This is a genomic window from Chelatococcus composti (assembly GCF_014201415.1).
Classification (GTDB): Bacteria; Pseudomonadota; Alphaproteobacteria; order Rhizobiales; family Beijerinckiaceae; genus Chelatococcus_A; species Chelatococcus_A composti.
Genome location: NZ_JACHEH010000004.1, coordinates 177,572 through 191,585, shown reverse-complemented (window position 1 = coordinate 191,585; position 14,014 = coordinate 177,572). Strand labels below are relative to the sequence as shown.

Sequence of the window (14,014 nt, the reverse complement as noted above, 5' to 3'; positions counted from 1 at the left end):
AGCAGTCCATGACCACGGTTCTCGCCATCACCAGCAGCGCCTCGGGCGCGCAGTCCGTTTCCGGCCGCCTCGTTGCCGAAGCAGTCGAGGCGCTGAAGGCGAACGGCGGCGTCGACCGCGTCATCACGCGCGATGTCGGTTCCGACCCCATCCCGCACCTGACGGCCGAGACGGTCGGCGCCCTGCGCACGGGCGAGGTGAAGACCGAGGCCGAGCGTGCGGCCATCGCCCTGTCTGATCAGCTGATCGGCGAACTGCGCGAGGCGGACGTCATCGTCATCGGCGCGCCGATGTACAACTTCGGCATCCCCTCCACGCTCAAGGCCTGGTTCGACTACGTGCTGCGCGCCGGCATCACCTTCCGCTACAGCGAGAAGGGGCCGGAAGGGCTTCTCAAGGGCAAGCGCGCCATCGTCATCGAGAGCCGCGGCGGGCTTTACAGCGAGGGGCCGGCGCAGGCCATGGATTCGCAGGAGCCGCACTTGCGCACGCTGCTCGGCTTCATCGGCATCACGGACGTGGTCTTCGTGCGGGCCGAGCGGCAGGGCTTCGGGCCGGAGGCGAGCGCCGAGGCCGTGGCTGCCGCGCGCGGTGAGCTTTCCCGCATCGGAGAGCGCCTCGCGGCTTGACGCCGGCGCTCGGATGGTCGCTCATTTCGGCGCGGCACATGGCCGGGCGCGAGAAGCCCGGCCCCCGCGACGAAACGCAAGATCCCGAGGAAGCCGGCATGAGTTCTCCGTCGTCCATGCGTCCGGTCATCAAGGTGGCGCTCGGGCAATTCGCCGTCGGGCGGGAATGGCGGGAGAACGCCGCGACCGTCGTGCGGCTGATGCACGAGGCGGCGGATGCGGGCGCCAGGCTGCTCGTCCTGCCCGAGGGCATCCTGGCGCGAGACATCGCCGATCCCGACATCGTGCTCAAGGCGGCGCAGCCGCTCGACGGGCCCTTCATGCAGGAGGTGCTCAGCGCCAGCCGCGGCAGCGACCTTGCGGTGATGGGCTGCATCCACGTGCCGGCCGGCAATGGGCGCGTCTTCAACACGCTGGTGACCGTGCGCAACGGCGCCGTCATCGGCGCCTATCGCAAGCTGCATCTCTACGACGCCTTCAGCGTCAAGGAATCGACCCATGTCGCCCCCGGCGACGAGATTCCGCCGCTCATCGAGGTGGCGGGGCTCAAGGTCGGCACCATGACGTGTTACGACCTGCGCTTTCCGGAGATGGCGCGGCGCCTCGCCCTCGACGGGGCCGATGTCATCGCCGCGCCGTCGGCGTGGCTGCGCGGCCCCGGCAAGGAGGCGCACTGGGAGGTGCTCGTCACCGCCCGGGCGCTCGAGAACACCTGCTACGTGGTGGCGACGGGCGAATGCGGGGAGCGCAACATCGGCGCGAGCATGGTGGTGGACCCGCTGGGCGTCGCCATCGCCCGCGCCGGCGAGGCGCCGACGCTGCTGTTCGCCGACATCGACCCGGCCCGCATCGCCCATGCGCGCAGCGTCCTGCCGGTTCTGGCCAACCGCAGGTTCACGGCTCCGCAGCTCGCTCGTGGTGAATGACCGGGCCGCGACCTGTGCCTCGCGGCGCCGCGCTCAGTGACTGCCGTCGATGTGGGCTTCGTCCGACAGGGCAGGAGTGCCATGGCCAGGCAGACAGGGGCCATGAGCCATGTCGGCGGGCGGATGCACTCGTAAGCCGGCGCAGTGGCTGAGGAATTCGCCCACGAGGCGCTGGGCCTCGGCAATATGACGCATCGCGCTGAGCAGCTGCTCCTGCACCGCCGCGTATGCCCCCGTACGCCCCCGGTCCATCGGCATGCCCCCTCGCGTATGACTGCTCAGGCTTGGCCCGACGGCGGCCTGCCATTTTTTACTTTTTCTTAGTATAGCAGCCTTTCAGGGGGGCAGGATACGGCTTTCTGCCGACGCTGCGGAGCGCGCGGGGCGAATGGCAGGCACCCTATCCGCAGGCCGCGCGCAGCACGCGGCCTGAGCGGGGGTCGGTCTCGATTGTCACGCGGGCGGGCGAGTAGTCCATCGTCACCGGCTGGCCCGGCCTGATCTGGCGCACGACGGTGGCGCCGGTGAGCCGCCGTGCCTCGTCATCGGCAGGTTTCGGCTGGCCGGCGAGCGCGCTCGCGGCATCGGGGCGGCAGGGGCCGGGCGCCGCAGCCGGCTCAACCGGTGACGACGCGGTGCAGGCCGGCATCAGCAAGCCGAGGCTCACGGCCGCAAGGGCCGGGTAAAGGCGCGCTCTCGTCATCGCCCTTTCTCCGCTCGCGCCCCGGGGAAGGTGCCGCCCGCAGCCCGGCCGCCCGGCGCGTCAGGCGGCTCAATCCGCCGGCGTCTCCCCGGCACGGCCCGTCTGCCGGCCGATGAAGGCGCCGCTCTGTGCATCGGTGATGATGATGTCGATCAAGGCGCCGTCCGTGGTCTGCAGGCGCGCCCCGCCCGACCGCCAGGCGCGCAGGATGACGTCCCGCGGAGCCCCGAGCCTTCCGCGATATTGTCGCGTTCGGTCCCTGGCTACCGTGCCATCGATCGAGAAATCGACATCGCTGACGCGCTGTCCGCCGAAGAAGAGATCGCCCCGCTCCGATCGCATGGTCATCTCCCTCCCGATGGCCATGGGCCGAGATGCGAGTATGTGCGCAGAGAATGCGACAGGCAACCGACCGCCGGTGCCCGAGCGGGCACCATTGCGCGAGGTGGTGGGTGGAGGGTCAGAGATCGCTCGCTCCCCATGCGAGGGGGCGCCGCCGGGCCTAGTGGGTGACGGGCGAGCGGCGCCGCCCCTTGGTGAGGCGCACGCCGGCGCCCTCGGCGATCGTCGCCAGCGACTGGTCGATGATCTCGCGACTCGTTTCCGCAATCCTCGCCTTGATCGCTCCATCCAGTTCTCCGAGGACGATCAAGGCGCGCTCCTGCGCCGCGGAGGCGAACGTCTCGAATGCAGCCTAGCGGTCCGATTCGATTTCGCTCGAAATAGCCTGGATGAAAGCATGAGAATACGCTTCGACAACCTGATGAACCACAAGCTTCAGCATCGCTTCCTTCACTTCCGGAGCCTTGTGCCTCGGTTCATCAACGGTCATGTGCGTCCTCCGGCTTTTTTACTCGTACTTCAAGTTGCGGAAACAATCGTGGCGGAATTGCGATCACAACAATTTTACGAAACGGGGCTTGCCGGAAGGTGGTGTGCACCGGTCCTCGCGTTCGGAGGCGATCCGGGCTAGACAGGGGGCGGGCCGTTCCCGCATGCGGGCGGGGATGGCGCCGGCCGTGCTATGAAAAGTGCCTGCCGGCCGCCACAGGGTGGCACGCCTGACGATACGGCAAATAGGACAACGCTGGACGCTGAAGAAGGTGAAGGAACTGATCTCCCACAGCTTTTCCGTCGCGCCCATGATGGACTGGACGGACCGGGACTGCCGCGTGTTCCACCGGCTGATGACGCGCCATGCGCTGCTATACACGGAGATGGTGACAACAGGCGCTGTCATCCATGGGGATCGGGAGCGTCTGCTCGGCTTCGACGCGGTGGAGCAGCCGCTCGCCGTGCAGCTCGGCGGCAGCGAGCCAGCCGAGCTAGCCGAAGCGGCGCGCATCTGCGCCGCCTTCGGCTACCGCGAGATCAACCTCAACGTCGGCTGCCCGTCGGACAGGGTGCAGAACGGGCGCTTCGGTGCCTGCCTCATGCGCGAGCCGGAGCTGGTGGGGGCCTGCGTCGCGGCGATGAAGGACGCGGTCGATGTTCCCGTCACCGTCAAGTGCCGCATCGGTGTTGACGATCAGGATCCGGAGGAGGCGCTCGACAGGCTGGCTGACGCCGTCGTCGCGGCCGGGGCGGATAGGCTCGTCGTCCATGCGCGCAAGGCCTGGCTGCAGGGCCTCTCTCCCAAGGACAATAGGGAGATCCCGCCGCTCGACTACGACCGCGTCCACCGCCTCAAGGCACGCCTGCCGCATGTGCCGATTGTCCTCAACGGCGGTCTCGCGACGCTGGAGGCGGCCCAGGCCGCGATGTATCCGGCGGAAGGGCCGGCGCTCGACGGCGTCATGCTCGGCCGCGCGGCCTACCAGAACCCGGAGATCCTGCTCGGCGTCGATCCGCTGTTCTTCGGCACGCCGGCACCGCTTGGGGACGCCTTTGCGGTCGTCGAGGCCTATCTGCCCTATGTGGAGCGCAGGCTTTCGGAGGGTGTGCGCCTCAACCAGCTCACGCGGCACATCCTTGGCCTCTTTCCGGGCCGGCCCGGCGCGCGCCTGTTCCGCCGCCACCTTGCGACGGAAGCCTGCAAGCCCGGCGCGGGGCCGGAGGTCATCGTCGATGCGGTTGCCCACGTGCGGCGGGAGATGGCGCGGCGCGAGGCGGAAGCCGCCTGAAGCGCGTGCGCAACAGCCAAGGGCGCTTTGCACGCCTTTGGCTTGCGGCCTTCCTTGCCTGGTCCCGACAATGAGAGGGGAAGGAACGGGGCATGCACCAGCCGCAGGATCCGGATTTCGAGGCGCGCGTGCGCCGCAGCTTCGCCAGGCAGAGCGTGATGGAGACCATCGGCGCGCGCCTCACCCGCGTTGCGCCGGGCGAGACCACGGTCGAGCTCGCGGTCGCGCCGCACATCAGCCAGCAGCACGGTTTCGTCCATGCCGGCGTCGTCTCGACGATTGCTGATTCGGCCTGCGGCTATGCCGCCCTGTCGCTGATGCCGCCAGGCGCAGGCGTCCTCACCGCCGAGTTCAAGATCAATCTCCTCGCGCCCGCGGCCGGCCAGCGGCTCGAGGCGCACGGGCGCGTCGTGCGCGCGGGGCGCCTGCTGACCGTGGCCCAGGCCGACGTGGAGGCTGTCGATGGCGAGCGACGCAAGACCGTCGCGGTGATGACGGCCACGCTGGTGACGCTTGAGGGGCGCGAGGGCATAACAGACTGAGCCAGGCGCCGGCCGGCCATGCGGCAGCGGCGCTTGCCTTCGCCGCCCTTATCGCGCACGAGTGGGCTCCTGCCGCGGGGGCCTTCATGTTCGCTGCCATTCCCACATCCGATCTGGTCATGCTCGCCGGTGCGCTGCTGGCGGCCGGCGCGCTCACGGGTATTCTGGCCGGTGTCTTCGGCGTCGGCGGCGGTGCCGTGGTGGTGCCGGTGCTCTACGAGCTCTTCCGTGTGGTGGGCGTGCCGGAGGAGGTGCGCATGCCGCTGGCCGTCGGCACCTCGCTCGCCGTGATCATCCCGACCTCGATCCGCTCTTTCAACGCCCATCGCGCACGGGGGAAGGTCGACATGTCCATCGTGCGCATCTGGGCCGTGCCGGTCGTCGCCGGCGTGGCGCTCGGCAGCCTCATCGCCCGCTACGCGCCGGCAGACCTGTTCAAGGCCGTCTTCGTCCTCGTCGCCGGCATCTCGGCCGTGCGGCTCCTCTTCGGCAAGGACAGCTGGCGCTTCGGCACGGAGGTGCCCGGCAAGCTCGTCATGCGCATCTACGGCGTCCTCATCGGCGTGCTGTCGTCCCTGATGGGCATCGGCGGCGGACAGCTGTCGAGCCTGTTCATGACCTTCTACGGCAGGCCGATCCACCAGGCGGTGGCGACGTCCTCGGGCCTCGGCGTCCTCATCTCCATTCCCGGCGCCATCGGCTATGTCTACGCCGGCTGGCCGCGCGCCGCCGAATATCCGGATGTCGCGGCCCTGCAGTTTCCCATGGCGCTCGGCTACGTCTCCCTCATCGGCTTCGCGCTCTTCGTGCCGACGAGCATCTACACGGCGCCCATTGGTGCCCGTCTCGCCCACTCGCTGTCGAAGCGGCGGCTGGAAGTGGCCTTCGGACTCTTCCTCCTCGCCGTCTGTGCGCGCTTCGCCTGGAGCCTCCTGACCTGAGCCTCACCCGCCGCGCCCGCGCAGGATCAGCCTGTCGCCGCGCACCTCGAAGGAGGCGAGCCGGTCGAGAAAGGTCATGCCGAGCAGGCTCTGCGACAGGCTGCCCTCGCGGGCGACGAGGGCGGGCACGCTCCGCTCGGTGATGCTGCCCACGGTGAGCTCGCGTATGGTGGTGGCCGCCGCCATCGTGCGGCCGTTCGCCGTCGACACCGGCTGCGTGTAGAAAAGTGTCGCGGGATCGATGCCGGCGCGCGCCGCATCTTCGCTCGTCAGCACCACTGCCGAGGCGCCGGTGTCGAGGACGAAGCGCGTCGGCACGCCGTTGACGGCCCCGTCGATGACGAAGCTGCCGCCCGCCTGGCGCGTGACCTGCACCTCTCCGCCGGCGAGCGTCACGGTATAGCCCGGCGCCACCTCGCCGAGCAGGCGGTTGGCAAGGCCCTGCAGCTCGAAGCGGTAGCTATAGACCCCCACCAGCATGACGATCATCGCCAGCCAGAAGGCCATGGCCTCCAGGGCGCGCGTCCACTGCCCGCGGAAGTGCTGCGCCACCCAGCCGAGGGCGATGATGCCGACGGCCCCGAGCCCCGCGAGCGAGGCGATGAGGTCCGGCCGCAGCCCGAGCATGGTCTCGTTACCGCCGAAGAGGACGAGCACTGCGATGGCGGCGATGATGATGGCGAGGGCGACGAAACCGCGCATGGGCTGCCTCACGAGGCGGCGAGCGCCGCTTGCGACAGCGGCGTGAGGGCGGTGAGGCCGGCGAGGAAGGCGATTTCGCCCACCTGCTGGGCCGCCCCGGCGATATCGCCCGTATGCCCTCCGATCTTGGCGCGCGCGATGCGCGACACGCCCGCGCCGCCGCCGGCGGCGAGGAGGAGGGCGAGCACGATGGCGAGAAGGCCGAAGCCGGCGGGCAGCAGCAGGAGGAACGAAATGAGAGCCGAGCCAACGGCCGTTGTGGCGAAGGCGGCCGCCGTCGGCCGGCCGGCCGCGTGCGAGGCGCCGTCGCTGCGGGCGGGCGTGAGCAGCAGGAAGGGCATCAACCCCACCGTGCGCGAGACGGCCCCGGCCGTGACGATGGCCAGAGCCGTGGCGAGGGCGGACATGCGCCCGGCAAGCGCGGCGATGAGGCCGACACGAATCATGAGGTCAAGCGTGAGCGCCGCCGCGCCGTAGGAGCCGATGCGGCTGTCGCGCATGATCTCGAGGCGCCGCTCCGGCGTCGAGCCGCCCCATAGCCCGTCGGCCGTGTCGGCGAGGCCGTCCTCGTGGAAGACACCTGTCGTGGCGAGAATGGCCGCGAGGGCGGCGCAGGCCGCAAGATAGGGCCCGAAGCCGAGGCCCGACGCGACCAGGAAGGCGAGGGCACCGACGAGGCCGATGGCGGCCCCTGCGAGCGGCAGGGCCCGGACGACGCGGGAAAAGTCCGGCATGGCATGCGGCGCCGCCTCGAAAGGCAGGACAGGCACGGGCAGGCGGGAGTAGAATCGCAGGCACGCTGCCGCATCGGCAAGGAAGGCGAGCGCCGGGCCCGCTTCCGATCGCGCCTGCGCCGGTGGCTTCTCGTTTTCCTGCATCATCTTCACCTTGGCGCGCGGCGTGCTATTAGCACCGGGCCCTCACAGCCGCGACCCTTGGCCGGCCATAACGACATAGTGGAGAATTGTGATGGATGCGACGGCAACCGGCCTACCGTTTGATGACGTGAGGCGGCTTTTTTCGATGTTGCCCGACGCCGATGAGGCGGCCATCGATGCCGTGCGCCGCCGGAATGCGGAGCTGACGAAGCCGCCGGGCTCGCTCGGCCGGCTGGAGGAGATCGCCGCCTGGGTGGCCGGCTGGCAGGGCAAGGCTCGCCCGAGCGTGATGCGCCCGCTCGTGTGCGTCTTCGCCGGAAACCACGGCGTTGTGCGACACGGCGTCTCGCCCTATCCGCAGAGCGTCACCCGCCAGATGCTGGAGAACTTCGCTGCGGGCGGGGCTGCCATCAACCAGATCTGCGCCACCTACGAGCTCGGCTTCAAGGTTTTCGACCTGGCGCTCGACCTGCCGACCGGGGACATCGCCACCGAAGCCGCCTTCGACGAGAAGGCCTGCGTCGCCACCATGGCCTTCGGCATGGAGGCCATCGCCGGCGGTACCGATCTTCTGTGCCTCGGCGAGATGGGCATCGGCAACACCACCATCGCGGCCGCCATCTATGCTGCGCTCTACGGCGGGCCGGCGACGCACTGGGTAGGGCGCGGCACCGGGCTCGACGATGCCGGCCTCGCCCGCAAGGCGGCTGTGGTGGAACAGGCCCTCGCCACCCATGCCGGCCATCTCAGGGATCCGCTCGAGGTCCTGCGCCGGCTGGGTGGCCGCGAGGTCGCGGCCATTGCCGGTGCCATCCTGGCGGCGCGGCTTGAGCGCATCCCCGTCATTCTCGACGGTTACGTGGTCACGGCGGCGGCTGCCATCCTGCACGCCATCGACCCGCGATCCATCGCCCATTGCCTCGCCGGCCACCGCTCCGCGGAGGGGGCTCACGGCGAGGTGCTCGAAAGGCTCGGCCTGACGCCCGTGCTCGACCTCGGCATGCGCCTGGGCGAGGCGACCGGCGCCGCGCTGGCTGCCGGCATCGTCAAGGCGGCGGTGGCCTGCCACAACGACATGGCGACCTTCGCCCAGGCAAAGGTCGACACGGCGGAGACGGGGGAGCGGCCCGAGCGCCTGCAGTGACACGGACACGGCAGCCTCAGGCGACATCGCGCTGCTGAGGCTCCGTCTGCCAGCGGTCCCACGCCGGCTCACCGGCGAAGTGGCTGACCAGCCGGTCGATGAAGAGCCGCACCTTCAGCGGCAGGTAGCGCGCCTGCGGGTAGACGGCGTAGATGCCGGCATCCGTCGGGGTGTAATCGGGCATCAGCGGCACGAGTGTGCCGTTCGCGATCTCAGGCCCGACGACAAATGTCGGCGACAGGATGATGCCGAGGCCGCGCAGCGCCGCTTCCCGCAGCATCAAGCTGTTGTTGACGATGAGGCGCGGCTGCACGCGCACGCTCTCCTCACCCTCCGGCCCCTGGAAGGTCCAGTTCGACTGGCTCTGCCGGTAGGCGTAGTCGAGGCAGGAGTGCTGGGCGAGGTCGGCGGGCAGCAGGGGCTCTCCATGCTCGGCGAGATAGGCCGGGGCGGCGCACAGGGCAAAGCGGCAGGGCGCGAGCCGGCGCGCGATGAACGATGAGTCCTTCAGCCGTCCGATGCGGACGGCGAGATCGACGCCCTCCTCGATGATGTCGACAATCATCTCGTTGAGGGTGAGGTCCACCTGCACTTCCGGGTGCTCCCTCAGGAAGCCGTCGATGACGGGCATCAGATAGGTCACGCCAAAGGTCATCGACGCGTTGATGCGCAAGGTGCCCTTCACCTGCTCCTGGATGGAGCTGACGCCATGGCGCAGGTCGTTGACCTCCTCGAGTATCGGCACGCAGCGGGCGTAGAACTCCGCGCCGGCCTCCGTCAGGTTGACGCGCCGCGTCGTACGGTTGAGCAGCCGCGCACCCAGCCACTCTTCCAGCATCTGCACGTGCTTGGTCGCAGCCGCCGGAGAAATGCGAAAATGCCGTGCAGCTTCTGCAAAGCTGCCATTAGCCGCGACGCGGGCAAATACTGCCATCATCATCAGCTTGTCCATGAAAACCTCGCTTTATGAAATACGCTATAATAAAAGATATTCTTATCATTCATATTCATGGAGCATCCATTATCTCTTTCGCAATTCATTATAAAATCACAATTTAATAAAATCCTACACATTCATTTATTATTTCTAGCGTATAAATTATTTGTGTATCGAGAAAAATATTTTCGCGGTTTGCAGTTTTGTTGGTCGTTGGACGGTCTGCGGGGCCGGAATCCTTGCCGGGGTGGCGCGCATATCTGTGTTGCAGGTGTTGCCAATCGTGCGGCAGGCTCTGCGGCCGTGCGGCATGGTTGCCGGCCCGTTGCCGCTGGTGGCCTTTCCGGCGGCCATGGCCGTCGCCGTTAAGGTCCTCCTCAGGGAACTCGGCTAGAAGGCGCCCATGCGACGGGGCAGAGTTTCTGTGGTGCGGGGCAGGCAGCGCCATGTGGAATGGCGGCTGCGCGATCTGCTGCGGGCCGTCGCGGTGCTCACGGTGCTCCTGATCGTGCTTGCGGTTCTGCTGTGGCGGGAGGAGACGCACATCGCCGGGCCCGTCGACGTGATCGACGGCGACACGTTGCGCCTGGCTGACGGACGGCCACTGCGGCTCGAGGGGCTCGATGCGCCCGAGATCGACCAGTTCTGCGAGCGGCCGTCCGGCACCTATGCCTGCGGCCGGGCGGCCCGCCGCGCGCTCTTCCGTCTGGTTGCGGGCGCCAACGTCACCTGCGTCGCCCACGGCCGCGATCGCTACGACCGTCTGCTCGGGCGGTGCAGGGCGGGTGAGGTGGACATCGGCGCCAGTCTGGTCGCCGCAGGCTGGGCCGTGGCGAACGGGCGTTATCGGGTCGAGGAAGCCGCGGCGCGCACGGCCGGCCGCGGGCTGTGGCAGGGCAGCTTCGAGCGGCCGGCGGACTGGCGGGCGCGGCATTGAGGCCGCGTTAACGCCGTTTCACTAACCCTTTGCCCATGTGTTCTGGCGCACATCGGGAACAAAGGCCGGGGCCTACAGTTATCGACATCAAGGACCTCCCTCCCTGACCCCTCCTCGGGCGCGGCTCAACACCGCGCCCTTCTTTTTTGTGAACCCGGGCGTCCGCCCTGTCGGGGCGATTGACGGGTGCAGACGGCGGTGGTCGACTTGCCCAAAGGGGCGATTGCCAGCCGCCGCAGGAGGAATCGACGATGCGCGCAAGCGTTGAGCAGGAACCGGTGCGTCAGCAGGCGCCGGCGCAGGAGGGCTGAGCGATGCGCCTGACGTTTATCGGCAGCGGTGATGCCTTTGGCTCGGGCGGGCGCTTCAATACCTGCCTCCTGGTGGAGGCGGGCCGCACCACGATGGCAGTCGATTTCGGCGCCACCTCCCTGGTGGCGCTGAAGCAGCGCGGCATTTCGCCCAACGTGATCGACACCGTGGTGCTCACGCACCTGCACGGCGACCATTTCGGCGGCCTGCCGTTCTTCCTTCTCGATGCCCAGTTCGCCTCGAGTCGCAAGGCGCCGCTCACCATTGCTGGACCGCCGGGCACGCGCGCGCGGCTGGAGGCGGCACTCGAGGTGTTCTATCCGGGCGCCGTCGGCAACGACTGGCGCTTCCCGCTCAAGGTCATCGACCTGCCGCTGCGCACGCCGTGGACCTTCGGCGAGGCTAAGGTGGAGTCCTACGAGGTCGACCATGCCTCCGGCGCGCCGTCGACCGGCGTGCGCGTGACGGCCGGCGGGCGCGTGCTAGCCTATTCTGGCGACACGACCTGGACCGACGCACTCGTCGACATCGCCCGCGATGCCGACCTGTTCGTCGTCGAGTGCTACCGCCCGTCCGGTCGCACCGCGAACCATCTCGACCTCGAGACGCTCATCGCGAATCGCGACCGGCTCACGGCGCGCGCCATCATGCTGACCCACATGAACGAGGCCATGCTGGCCGTCCGGCACAAGGCCACGGAGGCGGGCTTCCTGCTTGCCGAGGACGGGCTGACGCGCGAGGTCTGACGCTCCGCGCCGCCGCGGAGGAGGGCTGCGGGCGGCTGCGGCCCGCAGGCCGTTTCAGCGCTCCAGCAGGGCGATAAGGGACGAGGTGTCCCACCGGTTGCCGCCCATGCGCTGCACTTCGGAATAGAACTGGTCGACGAGGGCGGTGACGGGCAGATGGGCGCCGTTGCGCCGCGCCTCGGCCAGGCAGATGGCGAGATCCTTGCGCATCCAGTCGACGGCGAAGCCGAAGTCGAACTTGTTTTCGTTCATCGTCTGCCAACGGTTCTCCATCTGCCACGACTGGGCGGCCCCCTTGGAGATGACGGAGATCACGGCCTCCACGTCGAGCCCCGCCTTCTTGGCGAAATGGATGCCCTCCGAGAGGGCCTGGACCAGGCCGGCGATGCAGATCTGGTTGACCATCTTGGTGAGCTGGCCGGCGCCAGACGGGCCGAGCAGCCGGCAGGCGCGGGCATAGCTGGCGATGACCGGCTCCACCCTGGCGTAGTCGGCCTCGTCACCGCCGCACATCACCGTCAGCACGCCGTTCTCGGCACCAGCCTGGCCGCCGGAGACCGGCGCATCGACGAAGCCGAGGCCCATCTCCCGGGCCTTCGCATAGAGTTCGCGCGCCACCTCGGCCGAGGCGGTGGTGTGGTCGACGAAGATGGCGCCCTTCTTCATGCCGGCGAAGGCGCCGTCGGGGCCGATGGTGACGGAGCGCAGGTCGTCGTCGTTGCCGACACAGGCGAAGACGATGTCCTGCCCCTCGGCCGCGGCCTTCGGCGTGGCTGCCGCGCGGCCGCCGTTCTCGGCCACCCATTTCTCGGCCTTGGCAGCCGTGCGGTTGTAGACGGTGACCTCGTGGCCCTTGTCCTTGAGGTGCCGTGCCATGGGATAGCCCATGACGCCGAGCCCGAGAAAGGCAACCTTCATGTGTTCCGCTCCCGATGAATTGAGGGGCGATGACGCCCATCGCACCCGTGCCGGCTGATCAGACCGGCTTCAGATGCCGTGTCAGCCGCCGCTCGGCGGCCGCCCACAGACGACGTACCGCCTCGACGAGGATGAGGTAAAGGGCTGCTGCCCACAAATAGACCTGGAAATCGAAACTGCGCGAGAAGGCGAGCCGCGTCACGCCCATGACGTCGTAGATGGTGATGAGCGAGACGATGGCGCTCGCCTTGATCATCAGGATCAGCTCGTTGCCGAGCGGGCGCAGGGCGGTGACGAGCGCCTGCGGGAACACCACCTTCACATAGGCCACCCAGCGCGGCAGGCCGAGCGCGAAGGCCGCCTCGCTTTGGCCCCTTGGCACAGCCTGTATGCCGCCGCGAAAGATCTCCGCCTGATAGGCCGCCGTGTTCAGCGTGAAGGTCAGCAGCGCGCAGAACCAGGCGTCGCGGAAGAAGGTCCACAGCCCGACGGCCTCGAAGGCACCGCGCAGCTGCCCCGCACCGTAATAGACGAGGAAGACCTGGGCGAGCAGCGGCGTGCCGCGGAAGAAATAGACATAGCCATAGGCGAGGGCGCGCAGCACGCCGCTTTTCGAGAGGCGCGCGAGCGCCACCGGCACGGCCAGCAGCCCCCCGAGGAGGAAGGAGATCGCCACGAGCTGCAGCGTGACGACGACACCGTCCAGGAAGCGCGGACCGTAGCGCGCCATGAGGTCGAGATTGATGACGCTGCCGATGATTTCGGTCATGCCGCCCCCCGCGTCTGGCCGCGCCCAAGGCGCTCCTCCAGCCGTCCCAGCAATCCGCCGGACAGCATGGAGAAGAACAGGTAGACGAGGCAGGCGACGAAATAGAAGAAGAGCGGCTCCTTCGTCGCCCCGACGGCGAGGTTCGTCTGGCGCATCAGATCCGCGAGCGCGATGGTCGAGACGAGCGACGTGTCCTTCAGCAGCACTAGCCAGTTGTTGCCGAGGCCGGGCAGGGCGATGCGGATGAGCTGCGGCAGCACGACGAGGCGGAACGAGAGCCCGGCGGACAGGCCCAACGCCCTCGCCGCCTCGCGCTGCCCGTCGGGAATGGCGTTGAAGGCGCCCACCCATACCTCGCTTGAGAAGGCGGCGAGCACGAGCCCCAGCGCGAAGAAGCCAGCGAGGAAGGAGTTGATCTGGATCTGCGCGCCGTAGCCGAACAGGCCGGCCACCTTCTGCAGCAGGATCTGGCCGCCATAGTAGACGATGAAGAGCGTCAAAAGCTCCGGCAGGCCGCGAAACACGGTGGTGAAGGCGATGGCCGCCTTGTGCGCCAGGCGGTTGCCTGACCGCTGGCCCAGCGCGACGACGAGGCCGAGGATGAGCCCGAAGGGCAGCGTGACGAGCGCGAGCGAGATGGTGACGAGCGCTCCGCGCGCCAGCTCGTCTCCCCAGCCGCCGGGGCCGAACGAGAGAAGTTCGAGATAGTGGTTCATCCAGTCACCGCGAGTGCCGCAGCAAGGGCGGGAGAGCCCCCTCCGCGGGCGGCTTCATGCGGGCCTCGCCCGAAGGGGCGGCAGGCGGCCG

General features: G+C 68.6%; 18 protein-coding genes. 8 read left to right on the top strand and 10 right to left on the bottom strand.

The genetic code is table 11. From position 1 onward, the window contains the following. Positions 1 to 8: 8 nt before the first annotated feature. On the top strand, positions 9 to 629 hold the full coding sequence (locus tag HNQ73_RS09660; protein WP_183334636.1) for an FMN-dependent NADH-azoreductase: 621 nt from the start codon (positions 9 to 11) through the stop codon (positions 627 to 629). A 98-nt stretch (positions 630 to 727) separates the two neighbouring features. Then, positions 728 to 1,555, top strand: a complete 828-nt coding sequence (locus HNQ73_RS09655) for a deaminated glutathione amidase (RefSeq protein WP_244650061.1) — start codon at positions 728 to 730, stop codon at positions 1,553 to 1,555. 400 nt (positions 1,556 to 1,955) lie between these two features. On the opposite strand, the gene HNQ73_RS09650 is transcribed toward HNQ73_RS09655, so the two are convergent. From HNQ73_RS09650 to HNQ73_RS09635, 4 genes are all read right to left on the bottom strand, one after another. Beyond that, positions 1,956 to 2,258: an I78 family peptidase inhibitor gene (locus HNQ73_RS09650; protein ID WP_244650059.1), complete on the bottom strand. Its 303-nt coding sequence runs from the start codon at positions 2,256 to 2,258 to the stop codon at positions 1,956 to 1,958. Positions 2,259 to 2,327: 69 nt separating this feature from the next. Then, positions 2,328 to 2,606 (bottom strand): hypothetical protein, encoded by a 279-nt coding sequence (locus HNQ73_RS09645; protein ID WP_183334635.1) that lies wholly within the window; start codon positions 2,604 to 2,606, stop codon positions 2,328 to 2,330. Between the two features lie 154 nt (positions 2,607 to 2,760). Beyond that, a complete protein-coding gene (locus HNQ73_RS09640) occupies positions 2,761 to 2,910 on the bottom strand; it encodes a hypothetical protein (RefSeq protein WP_183334634.1) in 150 nt (49 codons plus the stop codon). Between the two features lie 42 nt (positions 2,911 to 2,952). Beyond that, positions 2,953 to 3,090, bottom strand: coding sequence for a hypothetical protein (locus tag HNQ73_RS09635; protein ID WP_183334633.1), 138 nt, complete (start codon positions 3,088 to 3,090; stop codon positions 2,953 to 2,955). A 280-nt stretch (positions 3,091 to 3,370) separates the two neighbouring features. On the opposite strand from HNQ73_RS09635, the gene dusA reads away from it, so the two are divergent. The 3 genes from dusA to HNQ73_RS09620 all read left to right on the top strand — a co-directional run bounded on the left by dusA (position 3,371) and on the right by HNQ73_RS09620 (position 5,864). After that, complete coding sequence (dusA, locus tag HNQ73_RS09630; RefSeq protein ID WP_183334954.1) at positions 3,371 to 4,381, top strand: tRNA dihydrouridine(20/20a) synthase DusA; 1,011 nt, start codon at positions 3,371 to 3,373, stop codon at positions 4,379 to 4,381. A gap of 92 nt (positions 4,382 to 4,473) precedes the next feature. Further along, positions 4,474 to 4,923, top strand: a complete 450-nt coding sequence (locus tag HNQ73_RS09625; protein ID WP_183334632.1) for a PaaI family thioesterase — start codon at positions 4,474 to 4,476, stop codon at positions 4,921 to 4,923. Between the two features lie 86 nt (positions 4,924 to 5,009). Next, positions 5,010 to 5,864 carry a sulfite exporter TauE/SafE family protein gene (locus tag HNQ73_RS09620; RefSeq protein ID WP_183334631.1) on the top strand — a complete coding sequence of 285 codons (855 nt, stop codon included), beginning with the start codon at positions 5,010 to 5,012 and terminating at the stop codon, positions 5,862 to 5,864. A gap of 3 nt (positions 5,865 to 5,867) precedes the next feature. Here HNQ73_RS09620 and HNQ73_RS09615 read toward each other — a convergent pair whose 3' ends face one another. Both HNQ73_RS09615 and HNQ73_RS09610 read right to left on the bottom strand, forming a co-directional pair. Then, entirely contained in the window at positions 5,868 to 6,566 is a 699-nt protein-coding gene (locus HNQ73_RS09615; RefSeq protein WP_183334630.1) for a retropepsin-like aspartic protease family protein, read from the bottom strand. 8 nt (positions 6,567 to 6,574) lie between these two features. Then, positions 6,575 to 7,447: an adenosylcobinamide-GDP ribazoletransferase gene (locus HNQ73_RS09610; RefSeq protein ID WP_306415750.1), complete on the bottom strand. Its 873-nt coding sequence runs from the start codon at positions 7,445 to 7,447 to the stop codon at positions 6,575 to 6,577. An 88-nt stretch (positions 7,448 to 7,535) separates the two neighbouring features. Between HNQ73_RS09610 and cobT the strand changes: the two genes are divergently transcribed. Further along, positions 7,536 to 8,588, top strand: a complete 1,053-nt coding sequence (gene cobT / locus HNQ73_RS09605) for a nicotinate-nucleotide--dimethylbenzimidazole phosphoribosyltransferase (RefSeq protein WP_183334629.1) — start codon at positions 7,536 to 7,538, stop codon at positions 8,586 to 8,588. A 16-nt stretch (positions 8,589 to 8,604) separates the two neighbouring features. Here cobT and HNQ73_RS09600 read toward each other — a convergent pair whose 3' ends face one another. After that, positions 8,605 to 9,540 carry a LysR family transcriptional regulator gene (locus HNQ73_RS09600; protein WP_244650057.1) on the bottom strand — a complete coding sequence of 312 codons (936 nt, stop codon included), beginning with the start codon at positions 9,538 to 9,540 and terminating at the stop codon, positions 8,605 to 8,607. Between the two features lie 388 nt (positions 9,541 to 9,928). Between HNQ73_RS09600 and HNQ73_RS09595 the strand changes: the two genes are divergently transcribed. After that, positions 9,929 to 10,462, top strand: a complete 534-nt coding sequence (locus HNQ73_RS09595) for a thermonuclease family protein (protein ID WP_183334628.1) — start codon at positions 9,929 to 9,931, stop codon at positions 10,460 to 10,462. 314 nt (positions 10,463 to 10,776) lie between these two features. Then, on the top strand, positions 10,777 to 11,520 hold the full coding sequence (locus tag HNQ73_RS09590; RefSeq protein ID WP_183334627.1) for an MBL fold metallo-hydrolase: 744 nt from the start codon (positions 10,777 to 10,779) through the stop codon (positions 11,518 to 11,520). A gap of 54 nt (positions 11,521 to 11,574) precedes the next feature. On the opposite strand, the gene HNQ73_RS09585 is transcribed toward HNQ73_RS09590, so the two are convergent. Genes HNQ73_RS09585 through HNQ73_RS09575 form a run of 3 tightly spaced genes read right to left on the bottom strand, consistent with a single transcriptional unit; the run spans position 11,575 to position 13,923 of the window. Next, on the bottom strand, positions 11,575 to 12,483 hold the full coding sequence (locus HNQ73_RS09585; RefSeq protein ID WP_276513675.1) for an NAD(P)-dependent oxidoreductase: 909 nt from the start codon (positions 12,481 to 12,483) through the stop codon (positions 11,575 to 11,577). Positions 12,484 to 12,496: 13 nt separating this feature from the next. Then, entirely contained in the window at positions 12,497 to 13,207 is a 711-nt protein-coding gene (locus tag HNQ73_RS09580; RefSeq protein ID WP_183334625.1) for an ABC transporter permease, read from the bottom strand. Beyond that, complete coding sequence (locus tag HNQ73_RS09575) at positions 13,204 to 13,923, bottom strand: ABC transporter permease (protein ID WP_183334624.1); 720 nt, start codon at positions 13,921 to 13,923, stop codon at positions 13,204 to 13,206. Before HNQ73_RS09575 ends, HNQ73_RS09580 begins: the two co-directional genes overlap by 4 nt. Positions 13,924 to 14,014 lie beyond the last annotated feature (91 nt).